This is a genomic window from Holzapfeliella sp. JNUCC 80, assembly GCF_053667655.1.
In genome coordinates this window covers 696763-718780 of record NZ_CM132205.1, presented here as the reverse complement: position 1 = coordinate 718780, position 22018 = coordinate 696763, and the positions used below count along the sequence as shown (strand labels likewise).

Sequence of the window (22018 nt, the reverse complement as noted above, 5' to 3'; positions counted from 1 at the left end):
ATGTGGAAAACAATTTTAAGACGTGTTTTGGTAATGATTCCGCAAATTATTATCTTGTCAATTCTAATCTTCTTCTTAGCTAAGATGATGCCAGGTGATCCATTTACAGGACTAATTGATCCAAAGAGTGACCCAGCAACAATTGCCAGGTTAAGACAAGAATATGGATTAAATGATGCTCCTTGGGTTCAATATATAAATTGGGTAAAAAATCTTTTCCATGGTGATTTAGGGATGAGTTATACCCAACATATGAGTGTTACTTCACTAATCGGTGATCGCGCTCAAAATACATTTTGGTTATCATTATTAACTATCGTGTTATCTTACTTATTTGCTATTCCGATGGGAATTATTGCAGGCCGATACAAAGATAAATGGCCAGATCAAACGATTAGAGTTTTTAACTATATCACTTTTGCTATTCCTGGATTTGTTGCTTACGTTTTAGCATTATGGTTATTCGGATATTTATTAAATTGGTTCCCAACAACAGGTACAGTAAGTGTATCTGTCGCACCCGGTATCTTTAATTATATTTTAGATCGTGCACACCATATTATCTTGCCCGCATTGGTAGCTTCATTAATTAGTACCACGACAACAGTACAATATTTACGTACGGGGATTATTGATAACCAAGTGGAAGATTATGTTAGAACAGCTCGTTCAAAAGGTGTGCCAGAACGTGTAGTCTTTAATAAACACATTCTTAGAAACTCCTTATTACCGATTACAGCTTTTATCGGTAATGTTATTGGTGGCTTATTAGGTGGAGCTGTGATGATTGAAACTGTTTTTAGTTATCCAGGAATGGGAAAACTATTTATGGAATCAATCGGTCAACGTGATTACCCAGTTTTAACAGCATTGATTTTACTTTTTGGTATTTTGGCAATTGTGGGTAACCTAATTTCGGATATTGTTATGACAATTGTTGATCCTAGAATTCGAGTAAAATAGAAGGGCGGATTAATAGATATGTTATTTAATAAAAAAAATAAAGACGACCTGAAAACTGCTACGGGTGATACGGTAAGTATTCCGCCTACAGGATTTAAGTTGGTTTTGAAAGAGTTGTTCAAAGATAAATTTGCGATTGTTGCGATGATAATTATTTTAGCAATTGGTTTATTTACTTTTGGTGGGTCACTGTTTGTTTCAAAAGATAGTTTAGATACAAATATTTTAGATGGCTTATTACCTGCATTTAGCCCAGGTCATATTTTGGGAACTGATGAAGGTGGAAAAGATATTTTGTCTCTTCTAATTGTCGGTGGTAGAAATTCTATTATCATTGGTATTAGTGTAACTGCTATTGCGATTGTTGTTGGTTTAGTCATTGGTTTAGTTTCAGGATATTTTGGAGGAATTGTCGACGATATCTTTATGAGAATCATTGATTTCATCATGGTTCTGCCTAGATTTATGATTATTATTATTCTAACTACAATCATATCAGACTACAATTCATTTACTTTGATAGTCTTGATTTCACTATTTAGTTGGACTAGTTCTGCTAGATATTTTAGAAGTTTTGTTTTAGCTCAAAGAGAACGTGAATATGTTATGGCATCAAAAGCATCAGGTTCTTCTAATATTGCAATCATGTTCAGGGAAGTATTACCTAACATCAGTTCGATGATTATAATCGATGTTGTATTAGGTATTGCTGGAAACATTGGTATAGAAACAGGTCTATCATTTCTTGGATACGGATTACCACCTTCTACACCAAGTTTAGGTACACTAATCGGTTATGCTAATGATCCAGTTAATATTATGAGTCGCCCATGGGTATGGCTCCCTGCTGTTGTGATGTTGTTAATCATATCTTACATGGTTAACTATGTTGGAACTGTTTTCCAACGAGCAGCAGATGCACGACAAAGAAGATAATTAAATTTAAATTAGAAAGTTGATTGATTTTTTAATTTAAAGCTGCTAATATCTTAAATATAGATTAAAAACTGATGGAGGTTTAAAAGAATGGTAAATAAAAAGAAAAAATGGTTCATGCCAATTGCAACAGCTGCAATAGCAATGACATTAGCTGGATGTAGTAATAATAACGGTGGAGGAAGTAGCTCTTCAAAAGAAGCAGATACAACGAATAAACAATTCCCCATTTCTGTATCAAACAATAGCAAACCTGTTGAGGGCGGAACTTTAAGTTATGGATTGATTTCAGATACCCCATTTACAGGGATTTTTAATTCAACATTATCAACTTCTGGAATAGATAGTGAAGTTTCTCAATTTGGAGATGAATCTTTATTTAAAATCGATGATAACTATAAAATTGTCGATGGGGGTGCAGCTAATCTCAAGCTAAATGTTGATGCTAAGACAGCAACAATTGATATTAATTCAAAAGTAAAATGGTCGGACGGACAATCTCTAACGGCTAAAGATGTAGTTTATTCATATAAGATAATTGCAAATGCAGCCACCAAATCTGCTCGTTATACTGATAGCTTACAAAATATTGAAGGTATGGAAGAATATAACGAAGGTAAATCTGATCAAATTTCAGGTATCACAACACCAAATGGTGACGATGGTAATCAAGTTGTTATTAAATTTAAAGAGATGAAGCCAGGTATGACTCAATCAGGTAATGGCTATTTCTTAGAAAGTGCATCTCCTGAACATCAACTAAAAGATATTCCATTTGACAAATTGGTTTCTTCAGATCAAATTAGAAAGACACCTCTATATTATGGACCTTATAAGTTAACCAACCTGGTTGCAGGACAATCAGCAGAATGGACTCCAAATGAGTATTATTATGGTGAAAAGCCAAAACTAGCTAAAATCACACTGTCTGTCGTTAGTCCAAGTAATGCGACTCAAGCAGCCTTGAGTAACAAGTATGATGTTATTGGGGTTCAAAATAGTGCTTGGAAAGAAGTACAAAAAGCTCCAAATACAGAATTTGTAGCCAAAATTCCTTTATATTATTCTTACCTAGGATTCAAAGTAGGTAAATGGGATAGTCAAAAGGGTGAAAATGTAATGGACACTAGTTCTAAGATGAACGATCAAAAATTGCGTCAAGCTATCGCATATTCAATGAATATTGATCAAGCTTACGAAAAATATTCCAATGGTTTAACCTTCCACATTCCAACATTGATTCCTGAAGTTTTCAGTGACTTCTTTGATAAAAGTGTAAAAGGGTATGATTACAACCTTGATAAAGCAAATCAACTTCTTGATGAAGCGGGATACAAAAAAAATGGTGATTACAGAACAGATAAAAATGGCCAGCCTCTAGTTATTAAACTAGCTGCCATGTCAGGCAGTGCAGTTCAAGAACCAATTATCCAAAACTACATTCAACAATGGAAAAAAGTTGGATTAAATGTGCAATTAACCAGTGGGCGTTTAATGGAATTTAATAGTTTTTACGATAAAGTTAAAGGTGACGATTCTGAAGTTGATATGTTTATGGCAGCTTGGGGATTATCGTCTGAACCATCACCAAATGATATTTACAATAGAAAAACACCATTTAACTACTCTAGATTTACGTCTGACGAACAAGATAAGCTATTAGCAGATATTGACTCAAAAGATTCATTTGATCAACAACACCGTCAGCAAGCATTCTTCAAATGGCAAGAATGGATGAACGATCAAGCATATGTTGTTCCTATAGCAAATGCATATAGCATTAGTGCCATTAATAAACGTGTTGTAGGATACAGTAAACTACCTAGCTCTTCATGGGCATCAGTTGGTGTATCATCTAACTAATAGCTAATTTAGATATAAAAAACACTTTTCATTGAATTGAAAAGTGTTTTTTTGTGCATTTTTTCTTAAACGACAAACTGGTATAATACAAGTAGACATAAAAGGAGATTTTAAACATGGTTAGTTCGAAATTTACGAAAAAGTTACGAGATGATTTTCAAATAATATTTAAAGACATGGGTCTTTTGGATGAAGCATTTACACATTCATCTTATTCAAATGAGCACCGCAATCTAGAATTGAAAAACTATGAAAAACTAGAATTTTTAGGTGATGCGGTTTTAGAATTAGCTATTTCAGAATTTTTGTATCATCAATTTCCTGACCTTGACGAAGGTGAATTGACACGTTTTCGTTCAAATGTTGTTAGAACGGAAGGGTTTTCGAAATTTGCTAAAGAGGCGGGTTTTGATCAAGAAATTATGCTTGGTAAAGGTGAGGAAAATAATGGTGCAAGACTAAGAAAGACATTGTTAGAAGATGTTTTTGAAGCCTTTAATGGTGCGCTATTTTTGGATCAAGGGATGCCAGCAGTCTATCAATTTTTGAAAGCAACTGTTTTTCCAGACATTATCAAGGGAGATTTCTCGTATAATGCCGATTACAAAACGCAATTACAAGAACTATTGCAACAAAACGGATCAGTGAAGATTAGCTATGAAACACTCCAAGAAACAGGAAGCGATAATGACAAGACCTTCAGAGTGGCGGTGTTTGCTGAAGGGGAAAAATTAGCTGAAGGAACTGGCGATTCTAAGAAAAAAGCAGAGCAGCATGCAGCTAGTGAAGCTTTGAAAAAATTACAATAATGGAGTTGACGAAATGCCATTAAAGTCATTAACAATTAATGGATTTAAATCATTCCCAGATAAAGTGACCTTGGAATTTCCTAAGGGAATTACAGGGATTGTTGGTCCCAACGGAAGTGGTAAAAGTAATATTACTGAAGCTATGCGTTGGGTGATGGGAGAAACAAATGTTAGACATCTGCGTGGAGAAAACACGACAGATGTTATTTTTGGTGGAACAGCCATGAAAGCACCACTGAATCGTGCTGAAGTTACGGTGGTATTTGATAACCAAGCGAAGCAATTAAATAGTGATTTTAAGGAAATTGAAATTACACGAACCATTTTTCGTAATGGAGATACCCAATTCCAAATAAATCAACAAAATGTTAGGTTAAAGGATATTCATGATTTATTTATGGACTCGGGCTTATCTAAAGAATCTTTTTCAATTATTTCACAAGGCAGTGTTGAACAAATTTTCAATGCGAAACCTACCGATCGCCGATTTATTATTGAAGAGGCAGCGGGCGTATTAAAATTTAAGCAACAAAAAAGAACTGCAGAATTAAAGTTAAAACAAACACAAGATAATTTAGTTCGAATTAATGATTTTGTTAAGGAATTAGAGACTAGAATTGAACCTTTAAAACAGCAGAAAAGTTTGGCCGAGGAATATTGTACACAAAAAAATGGGTATGATTCCAAAAATAAAATCGTACTAACTTTAGAAACAAATGACCGTGTTAATAAGCAGGAGCAAACACGCAACCAAAATAACCAAACAAAACAAAAACTACAAAAATTAGATCGTGTCGTTGCTTCTACACAGCAACAACTAGAAGAATATCGAAAAGAGCGTCATAGTCTTAGAGATAGACAAGATCAATTGCAAGCGGACTATAACAAACTTGTGAATCAAAATTATGAAATTAAAACACAATTAGCTGTTTATGATCAAAGTACAGAATTTGACGAAACAAGTCGAAAAGAACTAAAAACCCGTCAAGATGAGTTGCAAAGCCGCCAACAGCAGCTCGAAAAAGAGTTGGCTGAAAAAGAAAAGCAATTAAATACGGTTACTCAACAATATAATCAGTTAAAGGACCAAGAACGCGAACTTAAGACTAAGGTATCTCAAGATCCAGGCAAGTTACAAAAAGATCTAGAATCTCTAAGAGATGATTACATCGATAACTTGCAAAATAAAACGACGTTATCTAATCAAATTATTTTTGCCGAGACGGCTATTAATCAACTTAAAGGTGAATTAACCTCCCCTGAAGTTAAAGAGTTAGAGTCAAGCTTAGTTAGTCTTGATGCCAAAATCGAAAAGGTTACGCAAGAAAAGCAGACACAAAAAAATTGGTTAGCTAAACTGGAAACGGAAGTTGCTGATAGCCTAACTGCTATTGAAAAAGCAACGGCTACAGTGGTGAAGAAGCAAAAAGAACGCAGTGAGTTAAAAGAGCTTGCTCAAGGAACAAAAGCCCAGCTACAAGCTCTTAAGCGATTACATGATAACCATGAAGGGTACTTTCAAGGTGTTAAAGCTGTTTTGAATCATAAATCTGAATTTCCTGGGATTTTAGGTGTCGTCAGCGAATTGATTGACTTTGATAGTCGTTATCAACTAGCTTTAGACACAGCTTTAGCAAGCAATGCCCAAAACTTAGTATCGAAAACTCAAGACAATGCTAAAAATGCAATCAAAACATTAAGAGATAAGAATTTAGGACGAGCAACCTTTTTACCATTAGACCAATTAAGACAACAGGTGTTATCAACAGAAGTTAAAAAGGTACTAAAAACGACTTCGGGGTATCTCGGAATAGCTTCTGATTTGGTTTCTTGTTCGGCTGAGGTTAAGCCAGCCGTTACTCATCTTTTAGGTCGAATTATTGTGATGGATAACCTAGATCATGCAACACAATTAAGCCGCTTACTAGAACAAAGACACCATATTGTAACTTTAGATGGTGATTATTTAAGCCCTGGCGGACAAATGTCAGGTGGTTCACACAATAAGAATAGTCAATCACCATTGCTAATCAAGAAGCAATTGGAAGATCTTACAGCCAAAAGCCAAGCGTTTGATAGTCAGATTGCTGAAGTTCAGTCACACTTACAACAAGAAATTACTGAAAAACAGCGCCTAGAAAAAATTCAAGCTGAAAATACCAATAAAGTAGCGGAAGTGAAATCTGAGTTAACGGATTTTGATAATCAAATTAACCGTATTCAAGACGAAAAACAATCGCTAACAAAACAGTTGAACTACTTAAAACACGGATTACAAACTAAAAAGGCCGAATTAGAAAAACAACAAGCACAATATGCGCAATTGAATACGCAAAAAGTTCAAGCAGAGCAAGACGTTGAAAAAATACAACAAAAAATAAAAGAAACACAAGCACAAATTCAAAACTTTGATCAAGTTTCTCAGCATGTTCAAGCGCAACTAAACGAGTTATTACCTGAAATTGCGGTTTTCAAAACTAAGCAAGAAAACTACCAATCTCAAATTGCTGAAAAACAAGCTGATATCAAACAATCTCAACAACAACAAGCACAACTACAAGAAAAACTAACACAGTTAAGTCAAGCAAAAGAGAAAAATTCACAGGACTTAAACAAACAGAAGCAAAAATTCGAACAAAACCAAGTCACAATTACAACTTTAGATCAGCAAATCAAAGAAACAGCACAAAAACTATCGGTTGTTGAAAATAAAATCACAGCACTTGAAGCGGATTACACTAAGCATTATGATTCAAGAAAAATAGTTGCTGATGCTCAAGAAAAAGAAAGCAATCGATTAGCTATTTTGAAATCAGAAATCAATACTCGCTTAGAAACTCTAAATCAGGATTATCATTTAACTTTTGAAAAAGCAATGTCTGATATTGAGAATCCAGAAGAGATTAACATCAATCAACTGCAACATGAAATTAAGTTGCATAAGTTATCGCTTGAAGATATTGGTCCCGTGAACTTGGGTGCTATTGAAGAGTATAAGGAAGTCAAGGAACGTTATGATTTTCTACATCAACAGCAAGAAGATTTATTATCAGCTAAATCAACGCTAGAAAATACGATGAATGAAATGGACAAAGAGGTTTCAACACGTTTTAAAGAAACGTTTGAGCAAGTTAGCGCAGCATTTGCGGATATTTTCCCTAAAATGTTTGGCGGAGGTCATGCAAAACTTGCCTTAACTGATGAAACTGATATTTTAAATACTGGAATTGATATTATCGCGCAACCACCAGGCAAAAAGCTACAAAGCTTAAGTCTACTATCCGGTGGGGAACGTGCATTGACAACAATTACATTGTTGTTTGCCATTTTGAAAGTGCGTCCAGTACCATTTTGTATTTTGGATGAAGTAGAAGCATCACTTGATGAAGCTAATGTTGATAGATTTGCTCAGTTCTTGAAGAACTATGATTTAACAACGCAATTCATTATGATTACACATAGAAAAGGCTCAATGGCACAAGCCGATCAACTATATGGGGTTATGATGCAAGAATCTGGCATTTCTAGTTTGCTGTCAGTCTCATTAAGCGAAATTGAACAACAATTGTAGGAGGTTATTATGGGATTATTTGATCGTATAAAAAAATCCATTTTTGGAGATAAAAAAGAACAAGAAGAAAAGAAAGAATCACCTGAATTAGAAGAAACACAAGAACCAGCGTCTGACGAAGAGCCAAAAGAGGCAGACTCTGCTCAAAATCCAGATGATGCTGAAGAAACAAATCAGGATAGTAAGGCAACTGATGAACCTGAAATAGAACCGACTAAAGAAGTGGATAAAGAAGAGTCGATTGTAAAAGAAACTAAAGAAAATGCTGATTCAAAAGAGGAAAGCTCTGAACAAGAGCCAACTAATGAGGACAACCAAGTACAACAAAGTAGTAGTGACGAGGTATCGACTCAAATAGTTGACGAAGTTGAAGAAGAAGTTGAAACAGAGTCAGAAGAACCAAATGCTGAAGAAGTTCAAGACGAAGAAGAAGCAGAAGATGACGAAGAGGAAAAGAAAGAGCATTTATACGAAAAAGGGCTAGAAAAGACTAACCGTTCTTTTGGAGATAAGTTAAATGCCTTCTTTGCCAACTTTAGACGTGTCGATGAAGATTTCTTCGATGATTTAGAAGATCTTTTAATTGAGTCAGATGTGGGATACCAAACCTCAATGGACTTAGTTGAAGCTTTAAGAGATGAAGCTAAACTAAAAAACGCAAAATCAAAACAAGCTTTAAAAGAAGTTATCGTTGAAAAATTAGTAGGTCTTTATGAAAATCCTGGTGAACAAGATGAAGGTCTAACTTACAATGATGCCAATAAACCAAATGTTTACTTATTCGTAGGTGTTAACGGTTCAGGTAAAACAACAACAGTTGGTAAATTAGCAGCCCAACTAAAATCACAAGGTAAATCAGTGATGTTAGTAGCAGCTGATACTTTTAGAGCAGGGGCTGTTCAACAACTTGTTCAATGGGGAGAACGTGTTGGTGTTAATGTTGTAACAGGACCAGAAAAAGCTGACCCGGCTTCTGTTGTTTTTGAGGGTGTTAAAAAAGCACGCGAGCAAGAAGTAGATTATTTACTGATTGATACTGCTGGACGTTTGCAAAACAAAGTGAACTTGATGAATGAGTTGGATAAAATCAAACGTACTATTCAAAAGACATTCCCAGATCAACCTGAAGAAACCCTACTAGTCTTAGATGGTTCTACTGGACAAAACGCAATGAGTCAGGCTAAAGAATTCAATCAAGTAACGCAAATATCAGGTATTGTCTTAACTAAATTAGATGGGTCTTCACGCGGGGGTATTGTTATTGCCATCCGTAACGAAATGAATATTCCAGTTAAATTAGTGGGACTAGGTGAACAAGTAGGTGACTTAGCACCATTTGACACTGAGAAATTTGCATTGGGATTATTCAAAGGATTAATTTAAGAAGATTGGCCAAATAAGGCCAATTTTTTTGTATAATAGAAGTAATTGACGAATTAAAAAAAGTCCTTTAACCTAATGCAAGGAGGTCGAAGCATGAGTTTAGAAAAAACACAATATTTAACCCAGCTGTTTTCATTTTATGGACCTCTACTAACTGCTATGCAACAACGCTATTTTGAAGATTATTACTTTAATGATTTATCGCTTGCGGAAATATCAGAAAATGCCGATGTTTCAAGACAAGCTGTTTATGATAATCTCAAAAGAACGACACGTTTACTAGAAGACTACGAGACCAAGTTGAATCTTAATCGTAATTTTTTAGCTATTGAGCAGTTGAGTCAACAAGCACTCACAACTATTGACAATCAAAATTATAATGAAGCAAAAAACGTAATACAAAAAATCAGAAAAATAATAGAGGAGAACTAAGTATGGCATTTGAAGGCTTAAGCGAACGTATCCAGAATGCGCTATCTGGCTTACGTAAAAAAGGTAAAGTTACGCAGACTGACATTAATCAAGCAACTAGAGAAATTCGTCTAGCGCTTTTAGAAGCTGATGTTAACTTTAAAGTTGTAAAAGAATTTATTGCAAAAATCAAAGAACGTGCCCTTGGATCAGAAGTGCTCGAAAGTTTAACACCGGGTCAACAAATCATTAAAATTGTTAATGAAGAGTTAACACAAATGATGGGTGAATCGTCAGTTGAATTGAACAAATCTGATAAAATCCCAACAGTTATCATGATGGTTGGTTTGCAAGGGACTGGTAAAACTACAACTGCAGGTAAATTAGCTAACCGGTTAATGGCAGAGCAAAAAGCACGTCCATTACTAATTGCTGCTGATATTTACCGTCCAGCTGCTGTTGACCAATTGAAAGTTATTGGGGACCAATTGGAAATCCCGGTTTATGAAGAAGGTGTCGAGAATTCTGCCGAAGATATTGTTAGACATGGGATGCAACAAGCAAAAGAAAATAAAAATGATTATGTGATTATTGATACTGCTGGACGTCTTGAAATTGACGAATCTTTAATGGATGAATTGAAAAATGTTAAAGAAATCGCTCAACCTGATAACATTGTTTTGGTTGCCGATGCAATGACAGGTCAAGCGGCTGCAACAGTTGCCGATGGCTTTAACCAAGCATTAGATATCACAGGTGTTATTCTAACTAAATTAGATGGGGATACTCGTGGTGGTGCCGCTTTATCAATTCGCTCAATCACTAACAAGCCAATTCTATATGTTGGGGAAGGGGAAAAATTATCTGATTTAGATATTTTCCATCCTGACAGAATGGCTAACCGCATTTTAGGTATGGGTGACATGATGAGCTTGATTGAAAAAGCTCAGCAAGATTATGACGAAAAAAATGCGCAAGAATTAGCTGAGAAAATGCGTGAAAACACATTTGACTTCAATGACTTTATTGCGCAAATGGATCAAATTCAAAGTATGGGACCTATTGATGAATTAATTAAGATGATTCCAGGTATGGCAAACAACCCCGCACTTCAAAATATTAATATTGGTGAAAAAGATATTGCACATCTAAAAGCTATTGTTTATTCTATGACACCTGAAGAACGTGAAAATCCAGATATTTTAACACCTTCTCGTCGTCGTCGTATTGCAGCCGGTTCTGGTCGTAATATTCAAGAAATTCACCGTATGATTAAGCAATTTAAACAATCAAAAGAAATGATGCAAAAAGTTTCAAAAGGAAATACTAGCGACCTTGAAGGCATGCTAGGTGGTGGAATGAAAGGTAAGATGGGTAAAATGGCCATGAATTCCATGATGAAACGTTCTCAAAAGAAAAAGAAAAAACGTCTTAAAAAAGCTAAAAGATTTAAATCATAATCTGTTAAGTAAAAACCCTTTACAACTTAAAATGTTCATGCTAAACTAATTAAGTTAATAAAAATAGGAGGTCATTAATATGGCAGTTAAAATTCGTATGCGTCGTATGGGTTCAAAACGTAAACCTTTCTACCGTCTAGTGGTAGCAGATTCAAGATCACCTCGTGATGGTCGTTTTATCGAAGAAGTTGGTTACTACAACCCACTTTCAAACCCAACACAATTAAAATTAGAAGAAGATTCAATTTTAGAATGGTTACAAAAAGGTGCACAACCTTCAGATACAGTTCGTAGCTTGCTATCTGGCGCTGGAATCATGAAAAAATTACACGAATCAAAATACTCTAAATAAATTTTTAAAAGCTTAAATGAGGTAACTTCATTTAAGCTTTTTTTCTGAAAGGAGTTAACCTTATGACAGCTAAATATGAAGTTGGAAAAATTGTTAATACTCACGGAATAAAAGGTGAGTTGAAAGTTTTTCCTTCAACAGACTTTATTGAAGAGCGCTTTTCACCTGGTATGTCTTTAATTATTGAACATCAAAAACAAGAAATTGAAGTAACGGTTAAAAGTACACGCTCTGTTAAGAACTTCTTACTAGTTCTCTTTGAGGGCTTAGAAGACATTAACTTAGTCGAAAAATATAAAAGCGATTTACTTTATGTTGCAGAAGATAACTTGCAAGAACTTGAAGATGGCGCTTATTACTACCATGAAATTATCGGAATCGAAGTAATTGATTTAGATAAAGATGAAGTGCTCGGCACAGTAACTGAAATTTTCCCAACAGGTGCAAACGATGTTTGGACAATTGAAAAACCTGGCCGAAAAGATGTTTTACTCCCATTCTTAAACCAAATCGTCAAAAAAATTGACTTGGATCAAAACAAAGCTTGGGTAGAAGTACCTGAGGGGTTAATTGATGAAAATTAATGTTTTAACGCTGTTTCCAGATATGTTTGAATCAATGAAGCATTCTGTTGTTGGAAAAGCCATTGAGAATGAAAAGCTCAACTTAAATGTGATTGACTTTCGTAAATTCACTAAAGATAAGCAAATGCATGTTGATGACGCGCCCTATGGCGGGGGACCAGGGATGGTTCTACAAGTTCAACCTATTGCTAGTGCTTTATCTGAAATTGAAAACAAGCAAAAAGTTGTTATTTTAGCACCAACGGGAAAACCATTTAATCAAGAAATGGCAACAGATTGGGCTAATAATTATGACAATATCACTTTTATCTGCGGTCATTATGAAGGATTTGATCAACGTGTGTATCAATATGCGACAGATGTCGTTTCTATCGGTGATTTTATTTTAACTGGTGGAGAAATTCCAACAATGGCAATGATTGATTCAACAGTAAGACTAATTCCAGGTGTTTTAGGTAATGAAGATTCAGCAAGTGATGAATCTTTTTCTGATGGGTTATTAGAATACCCACAATATACACGTCCAGCGGAATTTGAAGGACAAAAAGTGCCGGATGTTTTATTAAGTGGTCATCATGCTAATATCAAAGCTTGGCGTGAGAAACAATCACTTAAAAACACCTACTTATATCGTCCAGACTTACTAGAAAACAAAGTTTTGAGCCTTAAACAACATCAATTATTACAAGAAATCAAACAAGAATTGGCTAACGAATCTTAATATTAAGTAACGTTGACTTTTCAAAATAATACTGCTAAAATATCGTATTGTGATAGTAATCACTAATAAATCGGATATTCCGCTGGTCGAGTTTGATTAAGAGTGTCGACAAAGGAGAAAAAATCATGAATCAATTGATTAAAGATTTAACACAAGATCAACTAAAAACAGATCTTCCTGATTTCCGTGCCGGAGATACAGTTCGTGTTCACGCAAAAGTTGTTGAAGGTACTCGCGAACGTATCCAAATCTTCGAAGGTGTTGTTATCAAAAGAAGAGGAACTGGCGTAAGCGCAAGCTACACAGTTCGTAAAATCAGTAGTGGTGTTGGTGTAGAACGTACATTCCCACTACACACACCTCGTGTTGCTAAGATTGAAGTAACTCGTCAAGGTCGTGTACGTCGTGCTAAACTTTACTACCTACGTAACCTACGTGGTAAAGCAGCAAGAATCCCAGAAAAAAGAAGATAATTCTATTTTTCACAATAAAAAAGCTATTACTTTTAACAGTAATAGCTTTTTTTGTCCAAAGGATTAGTTGACAAGTCAATAAAATATGATAACATTGTATTTTAAATGATAATAATTACTATTTAAAACAAGAAAGAAGGTTCTACAATGAGACAAAATATTCTTTTAGAGTGTGCAGAAACTGGTGAAAGAATGTACTTAACTAATAAAAACAAACGTAATAACCCTGAGCGTTTAGAGTTCAAAAAATATTCACCTAAAAAACGTCAACGTATGGTATTTAAAGAAACAAAATAAGGAGATTGAATGGCTAAAAAATCAAAGATAGCAAAAGCAAGTAAACAAAGAGAACTAATCAGTCGTTACGCGACAATTAGAAAAGAGCTCAAAGCAAAAGGCGACTATGCAGCGCTTGCAAAATTACCTAAAGAGTCAAATCCTAATCGGTTACAAAATCGTGATTTACTAGATGGTAGACCAAGAGGTTATATACGAAAATTTAAGTTATCACGTTTAAACTTTAGACAATTAGCCCTAAAAGGACAAATTCCTGGTGTTAAAAAAGCCAGCTGGTAATCAATAAAAAAGCTTTCGTCAGTTAACGAAAGCTTTTTTATATGTTCTCAACCGCGTGGCGAAAACCTTTTTGATAAATATCACTAAGTAGATTGGCTAGCTCTTTAGCCGATAATTCTTTGTTTGGAGATGCCCAGTATTTATAAGTTTGAATAATCATATCAATTGAAAATTCTCTGAGTAATAGTAATTTATCGCTTGAAACATCAGCATACTTGGAATTTCTAAAAAACTTTTCCATCATAACATTTCGTAATCTGACTTCAAAGCTAGGATCACCATTTTGACTAAGTAGAATATTAATAGCAGGAGCAAAATCATTAATTGCGAGAAAAAGATGCATCATTGAATCTGGATCAGCAAGATCAATATCTGGATTTTTAGCCATCCAACTTTTCCGTTTTTCTCTAAGATGACACATGATTTGATATTCAATACTGCCAGCAAGTTGATATTTATCCTCATAATACCGATAAAAGCTACTACGGTGAATACCAGCTTTGTTAACGATGTCACCAATAGTCACGCTGTCAAATTTCTTTTCAGTTAAAATCTCTAAAAAAGCACGTTTTATCTTTTTTTGAGTCAGGTTGGTTTTGTTTTCATAAGCCATAGGTTTAACTCCCTTGAAAAATAGTGATAAGATAAAAATAAGACATAATGACTTATTTTGTTGTAGATAATCTACCAGAATAAGCGTATAGTTTCAAATGGAATTTTTAAAAATATAAGGAGGAAATAATGGAAACTACTCAAAATCATTTAGATATACACGGCAAACCCTATAATCGTATAACGGTTATGCTACTTATTTTATTTGCAACATTTGCTGGTATTTTGATGCAAACATCACTTGGAACTGCGCTTCCAACATTGATGAAAGAATTTGACATCAATTTAAGTACAGCACAACAAGCAACAACTTGGTTCTTGCTTGCCAACGGTGTTATGATTCCTTTGACGGCGTACTTAGCTACTCGTATTTCAACTCGAATCTTACACGTTGGGGCTTACGGACTATTAGCAATAGGAATCGGATTAACAGCATTAACACCAGCCAATCATTCAGCTTGGATTATCTTCTTAATTGGAAGAGTTCTAGCTGCAATTGCAGTTGGGGTTATGATGCCACTGATGCAAATTGTTATTTTAAACATGTTCAACTTAAAAGAAAGGGCAACAGCTCTTGGATTAGGTGGGCTTGTTATCGGGATGGGTCCTGCAATTGGGCCAACACTTTCAGGTTGGATTTTGGATCAAAACCACGTTGTTTTAGGATTAACAATTTCTAATTCATGGCGTACAATTTTTGTCCTACCGTTGATTGTTGTTTTAATTGCGTTTGTGCTAAGCCCATTCGTGATGAAAGATGTTATACCTAACAAATCAGTTAAGTTAGATGTTTTATCATTATTCTTATCTGTTATTGGATTTGGTTTATTCTTACTTGGATTTACAAACGTGGCAACAGCAGGTTGGACAGACTTTATGAATGTTATCTTGCCAATTGTTGCAGGTATTGCATTATTGGTGATTTTTGTATTACGTCAATTGAAACTAAAAGTGCCATTCTTAGATGTTAGGGTCTTCAAAGTCAAAGACTTCACCATTCCAACTTTAACCGTTATTATGGTTGCGATGGCAATGTACGGTGTTGAAATGATGTTGCCAACTTATCTACAAAATGTTCATGGCTTAACACCACTTAACTCTGGTTTAACATTACTAGGTGGGGCATTAATGATGGGGATTGTTTCACCAATTGCCGGCATTTTATATAATAAAGTTGGGGTAAAACGCCTTGCTTTAGTCGGATTATCGGTTGTAGCTATTGGGACATTACCATTTACATTCTTATCAGCAACAACACCAACTCACATTATTACAGTATTGTATGCTGTTCGAATGATGGGTGTTGCGCTAACGATGATGCCATTAACAACACGTGCGATGGCAGCACTACCTACAGAACTTTCAACTCACGCAACAGCTGCTAATAATACGATGAGACAAGTTTCAACTTCTATTGTTGTCGCACTATTAACTTCTGTTACACAAAATATTATGAATACCCATGCACCAGCTGAGGCTTTAAAAGCAGCTGATCCAATTAAATATGGGGCACAGACCTTAACAGCTTCTATGGATGGATTTAGAGTGGCCTTTACTATGGGACTAGCTTTTGCAGTAATTGGCTTTATTATGGCGTTATTTGTAACTAACCAACCACAAGATAAAAAAAATAAAACAAAATAGGAGGTGCTTTAATTTGATTATTATAATTGTTATTGTCTTGACGCTGTTAACGTTAGCATCATGGTTCTTAATTAAACCAGATGTTATAAGACGACTTGTTGGAACCTTTTGTTCTGCATTACTATTGCTTTCAACTATCGCAATTATTGCCAATACTTCTTATCATTTTGGAATGGCTCAAGAAGTTGAAACAAAAGAAACTAACATTTATACTGCAGGTCAATTAAATTCTCCTGTGAGTCTTTTAGTTGCTAATCAAATTGGGACTGATTCTGATAATTATGCAATGAGTTTTAGAGAATCAAAAGATCAAGATAAACCTGTTACTGCTTTTGTTCCAGATCAAACACACTTAACTGAATCAGTCAAAAAATCAGCTAATTATCAAGTTGTGGCGGGTAATGAACCAGCCAAGCTTAAAACAACGACCACAAAATGGCACTACACATCAGACCTATATAAATCATTATTTAAAGTAGATGATACTGAAACTGAATTGATTTCAGAAACAAACGAAGTTACGGTTCCTGAGTCTAATTGGCTAATTTTATCAGCTGATCAAGCTAAGCAATTGTCAGAAAGACAACAAGCAATGACAGATGAACAAAAACAAGCGCAACAAACTCAACTTAAACAAGAAGTAGCACGCCAAGTGCAAAGCTATCAAGTTCAAAATCCGTCAGCAACTCAAACACAACTTGCTGATTACACACAAAAGGTCACTACGGACTTAACTTTATCAATGATGAAAAGCTTACTTAATTAAAAAAACATCCCGCTAGGGATGCTTTTTTAGATTGAGGGCCGGTAAAGGCTCACAACTTTACCTAAAATATTAATATTATCAACTTCGATATCTGACATCGTGTCGTTTTCTGGGTGAAGATAGATGGTTTGATTATCTTTATAGAAACGCTTAAGTGTGGCTTCGTTATCTTCAGTTAGTGCAACAACAATGTCCCCATTTTGAGCATTAGTTTGAGACTTAACAAAGACATAATCACCAGGACAGATATGCGCATTAATCATACTGTTTCCTTTGACTTCTAAAATGAATAACTCGTTTTTGAGATGTTCAAGATGTGGGGGAATTGGGAAATAGTCACTTACTGTTTCATCAAAAGTATAAGCAGGTTCACCTGCAACAATTTCACCAATAACAGGAATCGCATCTTCTTTAATATCAAGTCGGTCTTTCCCTAAGTCTGTCACGCGAATAGCACGTGTTTTGTTACCTTCTTTAGTAATGTATCCATCTAGTTCTAATTTTTTCAAATGACTGTGTACGGTGGAAGTAGAAGCTAGGTTAACATGTTGTGCAATTTCGCGTACACTAGGGGCATATTGATTATCTAAAATGGTATAATAAAGATAATTTAAAATTTCTAATCGTTTATTTTCTTTGATGTTAGCCATTTAATTACTCCCTTAATATTGTTAAAATAAGGATAGCACACCAAATAATAAATAAACAATCATAAAAAAGAGGTTATTATTATGAGTCAAAACCAAGAAAGAATCGACCGTATTAACGAATTAGCTAAAAAACGTAAAGAAGCTGGATTAAGCGAAGCTGAAGAAATGGAACGTAAAAAACTTCATCGTGAATATTTAGCCGATTTCCGTGCTGGATTCAAACAACAAATTGAGAACATGAAAATTATCGATAAAGACGGTAAAGAAGTAACATCAGAAAAAGCAAAAGAAGCACAAAGAAGAAAAGGTTTGCGTGAAGATTAGTTGTCAAACTTCTAGACGTTTGTGTAAAATAGTATAATGTAACTAATAAACGGGGGTGCGTAATATGAATTTAGGACTTGCGATTTTATTAATTGTGATTGCCTTAATCGGTGGACTAGTTTTAGGTTTCTTCTTAGCTAGATCTTACATGAAGAAATATTTACAAGACAATCCGCCAATCAGTGAAGACATGATTCGTTCAATGATGGCACAAATGGGACAAAAACCATCATCTAAGAAATTGAATCAAGTGATGGCAAACATGCGTTCAAAAAACCGTAAATAAAAAAGTAGCTAGGTTATCTAGCTACTTTTTTTGTTTGGGGGTATATTGGAAATCTGGATTTGTTTCTTGGTCAATTGCATTCCAGTGGTTTTGAATATCTTGGTCCAATTGTTGATTGAATTCATCTGTTAGTTTTTGTTTCTTATCAATATAGATTGGTTCACCAAACGTGATGGACATCTTTTGACGTTTGAAAACGCCACTCATTTTTAGAGGACCTTGATAAACAGCGGGGACCAAAGGAACATTTGCCATTTTAGCAATTACACCAGCTCCAGCTTTTACGTCATTAGAATAACGCGATCCAGTTGGGAACATGATTAAGCTAAGCTCTGTGTTTCTTAAATTTTTAACGGGGATTTTAATGACAGAAGGACCGGGATTTTGACGGTCTACACTAAATCCATGAGAATGATTCAAGACAAATCTTAAAATTGGATTTTTGAATAATTCTTTTTTTGCCATAAACATAAATTCTTTTGGACTAGCTGCTAGGGCAAAGATAATGGGCTCCCACCAAGTTCTATGAGGAGCAATTAAGATATAATTGCCCTCAGGTAATCTTTCTTTATGCAGAACTAGTGGTCGACCATTTATAATGAAGAATATTGCGCGTGCAACAACACGAATAAATCGATAAAACATATTATCACCTTTCTTTTAACCATGTTATTATAACAAAAAAACAGTTTAACTGATATTTGAAAAGGAAATGACACTTATGACGCTTTACGAAAATGAAGAAATTAACCATCTATTCAATGAAAAGATTAAAATCATTCAAAATAAAACAGTCTTTTCTTTTTCTTTAGATACAATCTTATTAGCTTATTTTACACAGATAAAAAAGAATAGCAAAGTAGCTGATTTATGTTCAGGTAATGGGGCGGCTAGTTTATTTTTGACACATTACTATGAAACAGCTCAGATTGATGCTGTCGAAATTCAATCAGATATTGCTGAAATGGCAAAAAGATCTGTAGAGTTAAATGGACTAATTGAACAAATCACCGTTCACAATCGGGATGCAAAACAAGCCACAAGTTTTTTGAAGAAAGATAATTATGATGCTGTGATTTGTAATCCCCCCTATTTTGAGCTTGATTCTGGACACAAAGTTAATCCAAACGAACAACTAGCTATTGCTAGACATGAAATTATGATTAACCTGGAAGATATTATCAAAGAGTCAGCAGGCTTACTAAAAACAAAAGGTAAGTTATTTATGGTTCATCGTCCAGAACGGCTAACCGAAATTATAACAGTAATGGCAAAATATGATTTGATGCCAAGAAAGATTCAATCCATCATTCCAAAAGCTGGACGAGAAGCTAATATTGTTTTAGTGGAGGCAATGGCAAAAGGGGCGATGTCTGGCGTTAAATTGTTGCCAGAGATTGTGGTTCACGAGGCAGACAACAACTATACTGAAGCTATTCAAAGAATTTTGGCAGGTGAAAGGGATTAAGTATTATTTTTATGTTCTAAGGTGTTGTGATCAGACTTACTATGGCGGGTTTACGACCAACTTAACCAAAAGACTTGCTACACATAATGCCAAAAAAGGGGCTAAGTATACACGAGCCAGAGTCCCCGTTCACGTTATTTATTACGAAACCTACGAGACCAAATCACAAGCTTTAAAACGAGAAGCATGGTTTAAAAAGAAGACTAGAAAGCAAAAACAACGTTTTTTAAAAGAACATCATGGATTAGCTCCTTATTTTAATAAAAACAGTTGAACCAATTAAAAATATAGGGTATAATTTGATAGTTGCAAAAAGCAGCAAACCACATCAGTAGTAAATTTTTGATAAGGTGCTTTTAATTAAAGTTTTATCAAAGAGATATAAAACTGCTGAGAGGATCTAAAAAAACCAAATGGAGGAATTTATTTATGTCAGTAATTAGCATGAAACAATTACTTGAATCAGGTGTACATTTTGGTCACCAAACAAGACGTTGGAATCCAAAAATGAAACCTTATATCTTTACAGAAAGAAACGGAATCTACATCATCGACCTACAAAAAACAGTTCGTATGGTTGAAGATGCTTACAACTACGTTAAAGCAGTTGCAGCAGATGACGGTGTATTTCTTTTTGTTGGTACTAAAAAACAAGCTCAAGATGCAATCGCAGAAGAAGCAACACGTGCAGGTCAATTCTACATCAACCACCGTTGGTTAGGTGGAACATTGACTAACTGGGATACAATTCAAGGTCGTATCAAACGTCTTAAAGAAATCAAAGCTATGGCTGAAGATGGTACATTCGACGTACTTCCTAAAAAAGAAGTTGCATTGTTAAACAAACAACGCGAAAGACTTGAAAGATTCCTTGGTGGTATCGAAGATATGCCAAGAATCCCAGATGTATTATTCATCGTTGACCCTCGCAAAGAAAGAATTGCAGTTAAAGAAGCTCAAAAACTTAACATTCCTATCGTTGCTATGGTTGATACAAACAGTGACCCAGATGAAATTGATGTAATCATTCCATCTAACGATGACGCTATTCGTGCCGTACGTTTAATTACAAGCAGCATGGCTGACGCCATCATCGAAGGTAAACAAGGTGAAGACCAAGCAATCGATGAAGCTTCATTCGAAAAAGAAGAAGCAAAATCAGAAGAAAAATAATTTTAATTAATTAACTTGAAAATTTAATAGGGGGTATTTGACATGGCTGGTATTACAGCGGCTCAAGTAAAAGAACTTCGTGAAAAAACCGGTGCTGGTATGATGGACGCTAAAAAAGCGCTTGTTGCTACAGACGGTGACATGGACCTAGCAATCGATGAACTTCGTAAAAAAGGTGCTTTGAAAGCAGCTAAGAAGAGTGATCGTGTTGCAGCTGAAGGTTTAGCTGATGTTGAATTCAGCGGAAACGTTGCAGCAATGGTTGAAGTTAACTCAGAAACAGACTTCGTTTCATCAAACGATCGTTTCGTATCTTTCGTTAAAGATGTAGCTGGTAAAATTGCTGAAGCACAACCTGAATCAGTTGAAGCAGCAATGGCTCTACCATACAACGAAAATGGTACAGTTCAAGATGAAATCACAAACTTAACATCTGTTATCGGTGAAAAAATTAGCTTCCGTCGTTTCAACCTAGTGAAAAAAGAAGATAACCAAGTATTTGGTGCTTACTTACACAACGGTGGAACAATCCTAGCACTTGTAACATTAGAAGGTGCTGACGAACAAACAGCTAAAGATGTTGCAATGCACGTTGCAGCTATCAATCCTAAATACGTTTCACGTGAAGACGTTCCTTCAGAAGTCTTAGACCACGAAAAAGAAGTATTCACAGAAGAAACTAAAAACGAAGGAAAACCTGAAAAGATTATTCCAAAAATCGTTGAAGGTCGCATGAACAAATTCTTATCAGAAATTAGTTTAGTAGACCAAGAATTCGTTAAAGATCCTGACCAAACAGTTCAACAATTCGTTGAATCTAAAGGCGGAAAAGTTGTTAACTTTGTTCGTTACGAAGTCGGTGAGGGAATCGAAAAGAAAGCTGATAACTTTGTTGAAGAAGTTATGAGTCAAGTTAGAAAATAACAAAAATTTAACACCGTTAAGGTGTTATTTTTTTGGAAAAAATACGATTTAATACTTTAAATATGATAA

General features: G+C 35.0%; 25 protein-coding genes. 22 read left to right on the top strand and 3 right to left on the bottom strand.

The window, feature by feature from the left end:
* From opp4B to rpsN, 14 genes are all read left to right on the top strand, one after another.
* Complete coding sequence (gene opp4B, locus JNUCC80_RS03625; protein ID WP_454152598.1) at positions 1-963, top strand: oligopeptide ABC transporter permease; 963 nt, start codon at positions 1-3, stop codon at positions 961-963.
* An 18-nt stretch (positions 964-981) separates the two neighbouring features.
* A complete protein-coding gene (locus tag JNUCC80_RS03620) occupies positions 982-1899 on the top strand; it encodes an ABC transporter permease (protein WP_454152597.1) in 918 nt (305 codons plus the stop codon).
* Positions 1900-1989: 90 nt separating this feature from the next.
* Entirely contained in the window at positions 1990-3762 is a 1773-nt protein-coding gene (locus tag JNUCC80_RS03615) for an oligopeptide ABC transporter substrate-binding protein (protein WP_454152595.1), read from the top strand.
* Between the two features lie 116 nt (positions 3763-3878).
* Positions 3879-4571, top strand: coding sequence for a ribonuclease III (rnc, locus tag JNUCC80_RS03610; RefSeq protein WP_454144446.1), 693 nt, complete (start codon positions 3879-3881; stop codon positions 4569-4571).
* Positions 4572-4584: 13 nt separating this feature from the next.
* Positions 4585-8142 carry a chromosome segregation protein SMC gene (gene smc / locus JNUCC80_RS03605; RefSeq protein WP_454152594.1) on the top strand — a complete coding sequence of 1186 codons (3558 nt, stop codon included), beginning with the start codon at positions 4585-4587 and terminating at the stop codon, positions 8140-8142.
* A gap of 9 nt (positions 8143-8151) precedes the next feature.
* Complete coding sequence (ftsY, locus tag JNUCC80_RS03600) at positions 8152-9525, top strand: signal recognition particle-docking protein FtsY (RefSeq protein WP_454152593.1); 1374 nt, start codon at positions 8152-8154, stop codon at positions 9523-9525.
* Between the two features lie 93 nt (positions 9526-9618).
* The gene (ylxM, locus tag JNUCC80_RS03595) at positions 9619-9957 is read left to right on the top strand and encodes a YlxM family DNA-binding protein (RefSeq protein WP_454152592.1); all 339 of its coding nucleotides are present in this window, start codon (positions 9619-9621) and stop codon (positions 9955-9957) included.
* Positions 9958-9959: 2 nt separating this feature from the next.
* A complete protein-coding gene (gene ffh, locus JNUCC80_RS03590; protein WP_454152591.1) occupies positions 9960-11396 on the top strand; it encodes a signal recognition particle protein in 1437 nt (478 codons plus the stop codon).
* Positions 11397-11475: 79 nt separating this feature from the next.
* The gene (rpsP, locus tag JNUCC80_RS03585; RefSeq protein WP_454152590.1) at positions 11476-11748 is read left to right on the top strand and encodes a 30S ribosomal protein S16; all 273 of its coding nucleotides are present in this window, start codon (positions 11476-11478) and stop codon (positions 11746-11748) included.
* Positions 11749-11810: 62 nt separating this feature from the next.
* Positions 11811-12332: a ribosome maturation factor RimM gene (gene rimM, locus JNUCC80_RS03580; protein ID WP_454144456.1), complete on the top strand. Its 522-nt coding sequence runs from the start codon at positions 11811-11813 to the stop codon at positions 12330-12332.
* Positions 12322-13053 carry a tRNA (guanosine(37)-N1)-methyltransferase TrmD gene (trmD, locus tag JNUCC80_RS03575; protein ID WP_454152589.1) on the top strand — a complete coding sequence of 244 codons (732 nt, stop codon included), beginning with the start codon at positions 12322-12324 and terminating at the stop codon, positions 13051-13053. The genes rimM and trmD overlap by 11 nt, the downstream gene beginning before the upstream one ends.
* Positions 13054-13178: 125 nt before the next feature.
* Positions 13179-13526: a 50S ribosomal protein L19 gene (gene rplS / locus JNUCC80_RS03570; RefSeq protein ID WP_339969829.1), complete on the top strand. Its 348-nt coding sequence runs from the start codon at positions 13179-13181 to the stop codon at positions 13524-13526.
* Positions 13527-13673: 147 nt separating this feature from the next.
* Positions 13674-13823, top strand: coding sequence for a 50S ribosomal protein L33 (gene rpmG / locus JNUCC80_RS03565; protein ID WP_454152588.1), 150 nt, complete (start codon positions 13674-13676; stop codon positions 13821-13823).
* Between the two features lie 9 nt (positions 13824-13832).
* Complete coding sequence (gene rpsN, locus JNUCC80_RS03560) at positions 13833-14102, top strand: 30S ribosomal protein S14 (protein ID WP_454152587.1); 270 nt, start codon at positions 13833-13835, stop codon at positions 14100-14102.
* A 37-nt stretch (positions 14103-14139) separates the two neighbouring features.
* Here rpsN and JNUCC80_RS03555 read toward each other — a convergent pair whose 3' ends face one another.
* Positions 14140-14715 carry a TetR/AcrR family transcriptional regulator gene (locus tag JNUCC80_RS03555; protein WP_454152586.1) on the bottom strand — a complete coding sequence of 192 codons (576 nt, stop codon included), beginning with the start codon at positions 14713-14715 and terminating at the stop codon, positions 14140-14142.
* A gap of 128 nt (positions 14716-14843) precedes the next feature.
* On the opposite strand from JNUCC80_RS03555, the gene JNUCC80_RS03550 reads away from it, so the two are divergent.
* Together JNUCC80_RS03550 and JNUCC80_RS03545 are read left to right on the top strand one after the other, a co-directional pair.
* Positions 14844-16358, top strand: a complete 1515-nt coding sequence (locus JNUCC80_RS03550) for an MDR family MFS transporter (protein ID WP_454152585.1) — start codon at positions 14844-14846, stop codon at positions 16356-16358.
* Between the two features lie 13 nt (positions 16359-16371).
* The gene (locus tag JNUCC80_RS03545) at positions 16372-17124 is read left to right on the top strand and encodes a DUF4811 domain-containing protein (protein WP_454152584.1); all 753 of its coding nucleotides are present in this window, start codon (positions 16372-16374) and stop codon (positions 17122-17124) included.
* A 26-nt stretch (positions 17125-17150) separates the two neighbouring features.
* On the opposite strand, the gene lexA is transcribed toward JNUCC80_RS03545, so the two are convergent.
* A complete protein-coding gene (gene lexA, locus JNUCC80_RS03540; RefSeq protein WP_454152583.1) occupies positions 17151-17774 on the bottom strand; it encodes a transcriptional repressor LexA in 624 nt (207 codons plus the stop codon).
* 81 nt (positions 17775-17855) lie between these two features.
* Here lexA and JNUCC80_RS03535 point away from each other — a divergent pair, with 81 nt between their 5' ends.
* Together JNUCC80_RS03535 and JNUCC80_RS03530 are read left to right on the top strand one after the other, a co-directional pair.
* A complete protein-coding gene (locus JNUCC80_RS03535) occupies positions 17856-18098 on the top strand; it encodes a DUF896 domain-containing protein (protein ID WP_454152582.1) in 243 nt (80 codons plus the stop codon).
* Positions 18099-18162: 64 nt separating this feature from the next.
* A complete protein-coding gene (locus JNUCC80_RS03530) occupies positions 18163-18384 on the top strand; it encodes a YneF family protein (RefSeq protein WP_339969811.1) in 222 nt (73 codons plus the stop codon).
* A gap of 21 nt (positions 18385-18405) precedes the next feature.
* On the opposite strand, the gene JNUCC80_RS03525 is transcribed toward JNUCC80_RS03530, so the two are convergent.
* Positions 18406-19029: a lysophospholipid acyltransferase family protein gene (locus tag JNUCC80_RS03525; protein WP_454152581.1), complete on the bottom strand. Its 624-nt coding sequence runs from the start codon at positions 19027-19029 to the stop codon at positions 18406-18408.
* A gap of 76 nt (positions 19030-19105) precedes the next feature.
* Here JNUCC80_RS03525 and JNUCC80_RS03520 point away from each other — a divergent pair, with 76 nt between their 5' ends.
* The 4 genes from JNUCC80_RS03520 (at position 19106) to tsf (ending at position 21949) form a co-directional block, all read left to right on the top strand.
* Complete coding sequence (locus JNUCC80_RS03520; protein ID WP_454152580.1) at positions 19106-19852, top strand: tRNA1(Val) (adenine(37)-N6)-methyltransferase; 747 nt, start codon at positions 19106-19108, stop codon at positions 19850-19852.
* Complete coding sequence (locus JNUCC80_RS03515; RefSeq protein ID WP_454152579.1) at positions 19839-20126, top strand: GIY-YIG nuclease family protein; 288 nt, start codon at positions 19839-19841, stop codon at positions 20124-20126. The genes JNUCC80_RS03520 and JNUCC80_RS03515 overlap by 14 nt, the downstream gene beginning before the upstream one ends.
* A gap of 155 nt (positions 20127-20281) precedes the next feature.
* Entirely contained in the window at positions 20282-21025 is a 744-nt protein-coding gene (rpsB, locus tag JNUCC80_RS03510; protein ID WP_454144476.1) for a 30S ribosomal protein S2, read from the top strand.
* 42 nt (positions 21026-21067) lie between these two features.
* A complete protein-coding gene (tsf, locus tag JNUCC80_RS03505) occupies positions 21068-21949 on the top strand; it encodes a translation elongation factor Ts (RefSeq protein ID WP_454144478.1) in 882 nt (293 codons plus the stop codon).
* Positions 21950-22018: the final 69 nt, after the last annotated feature.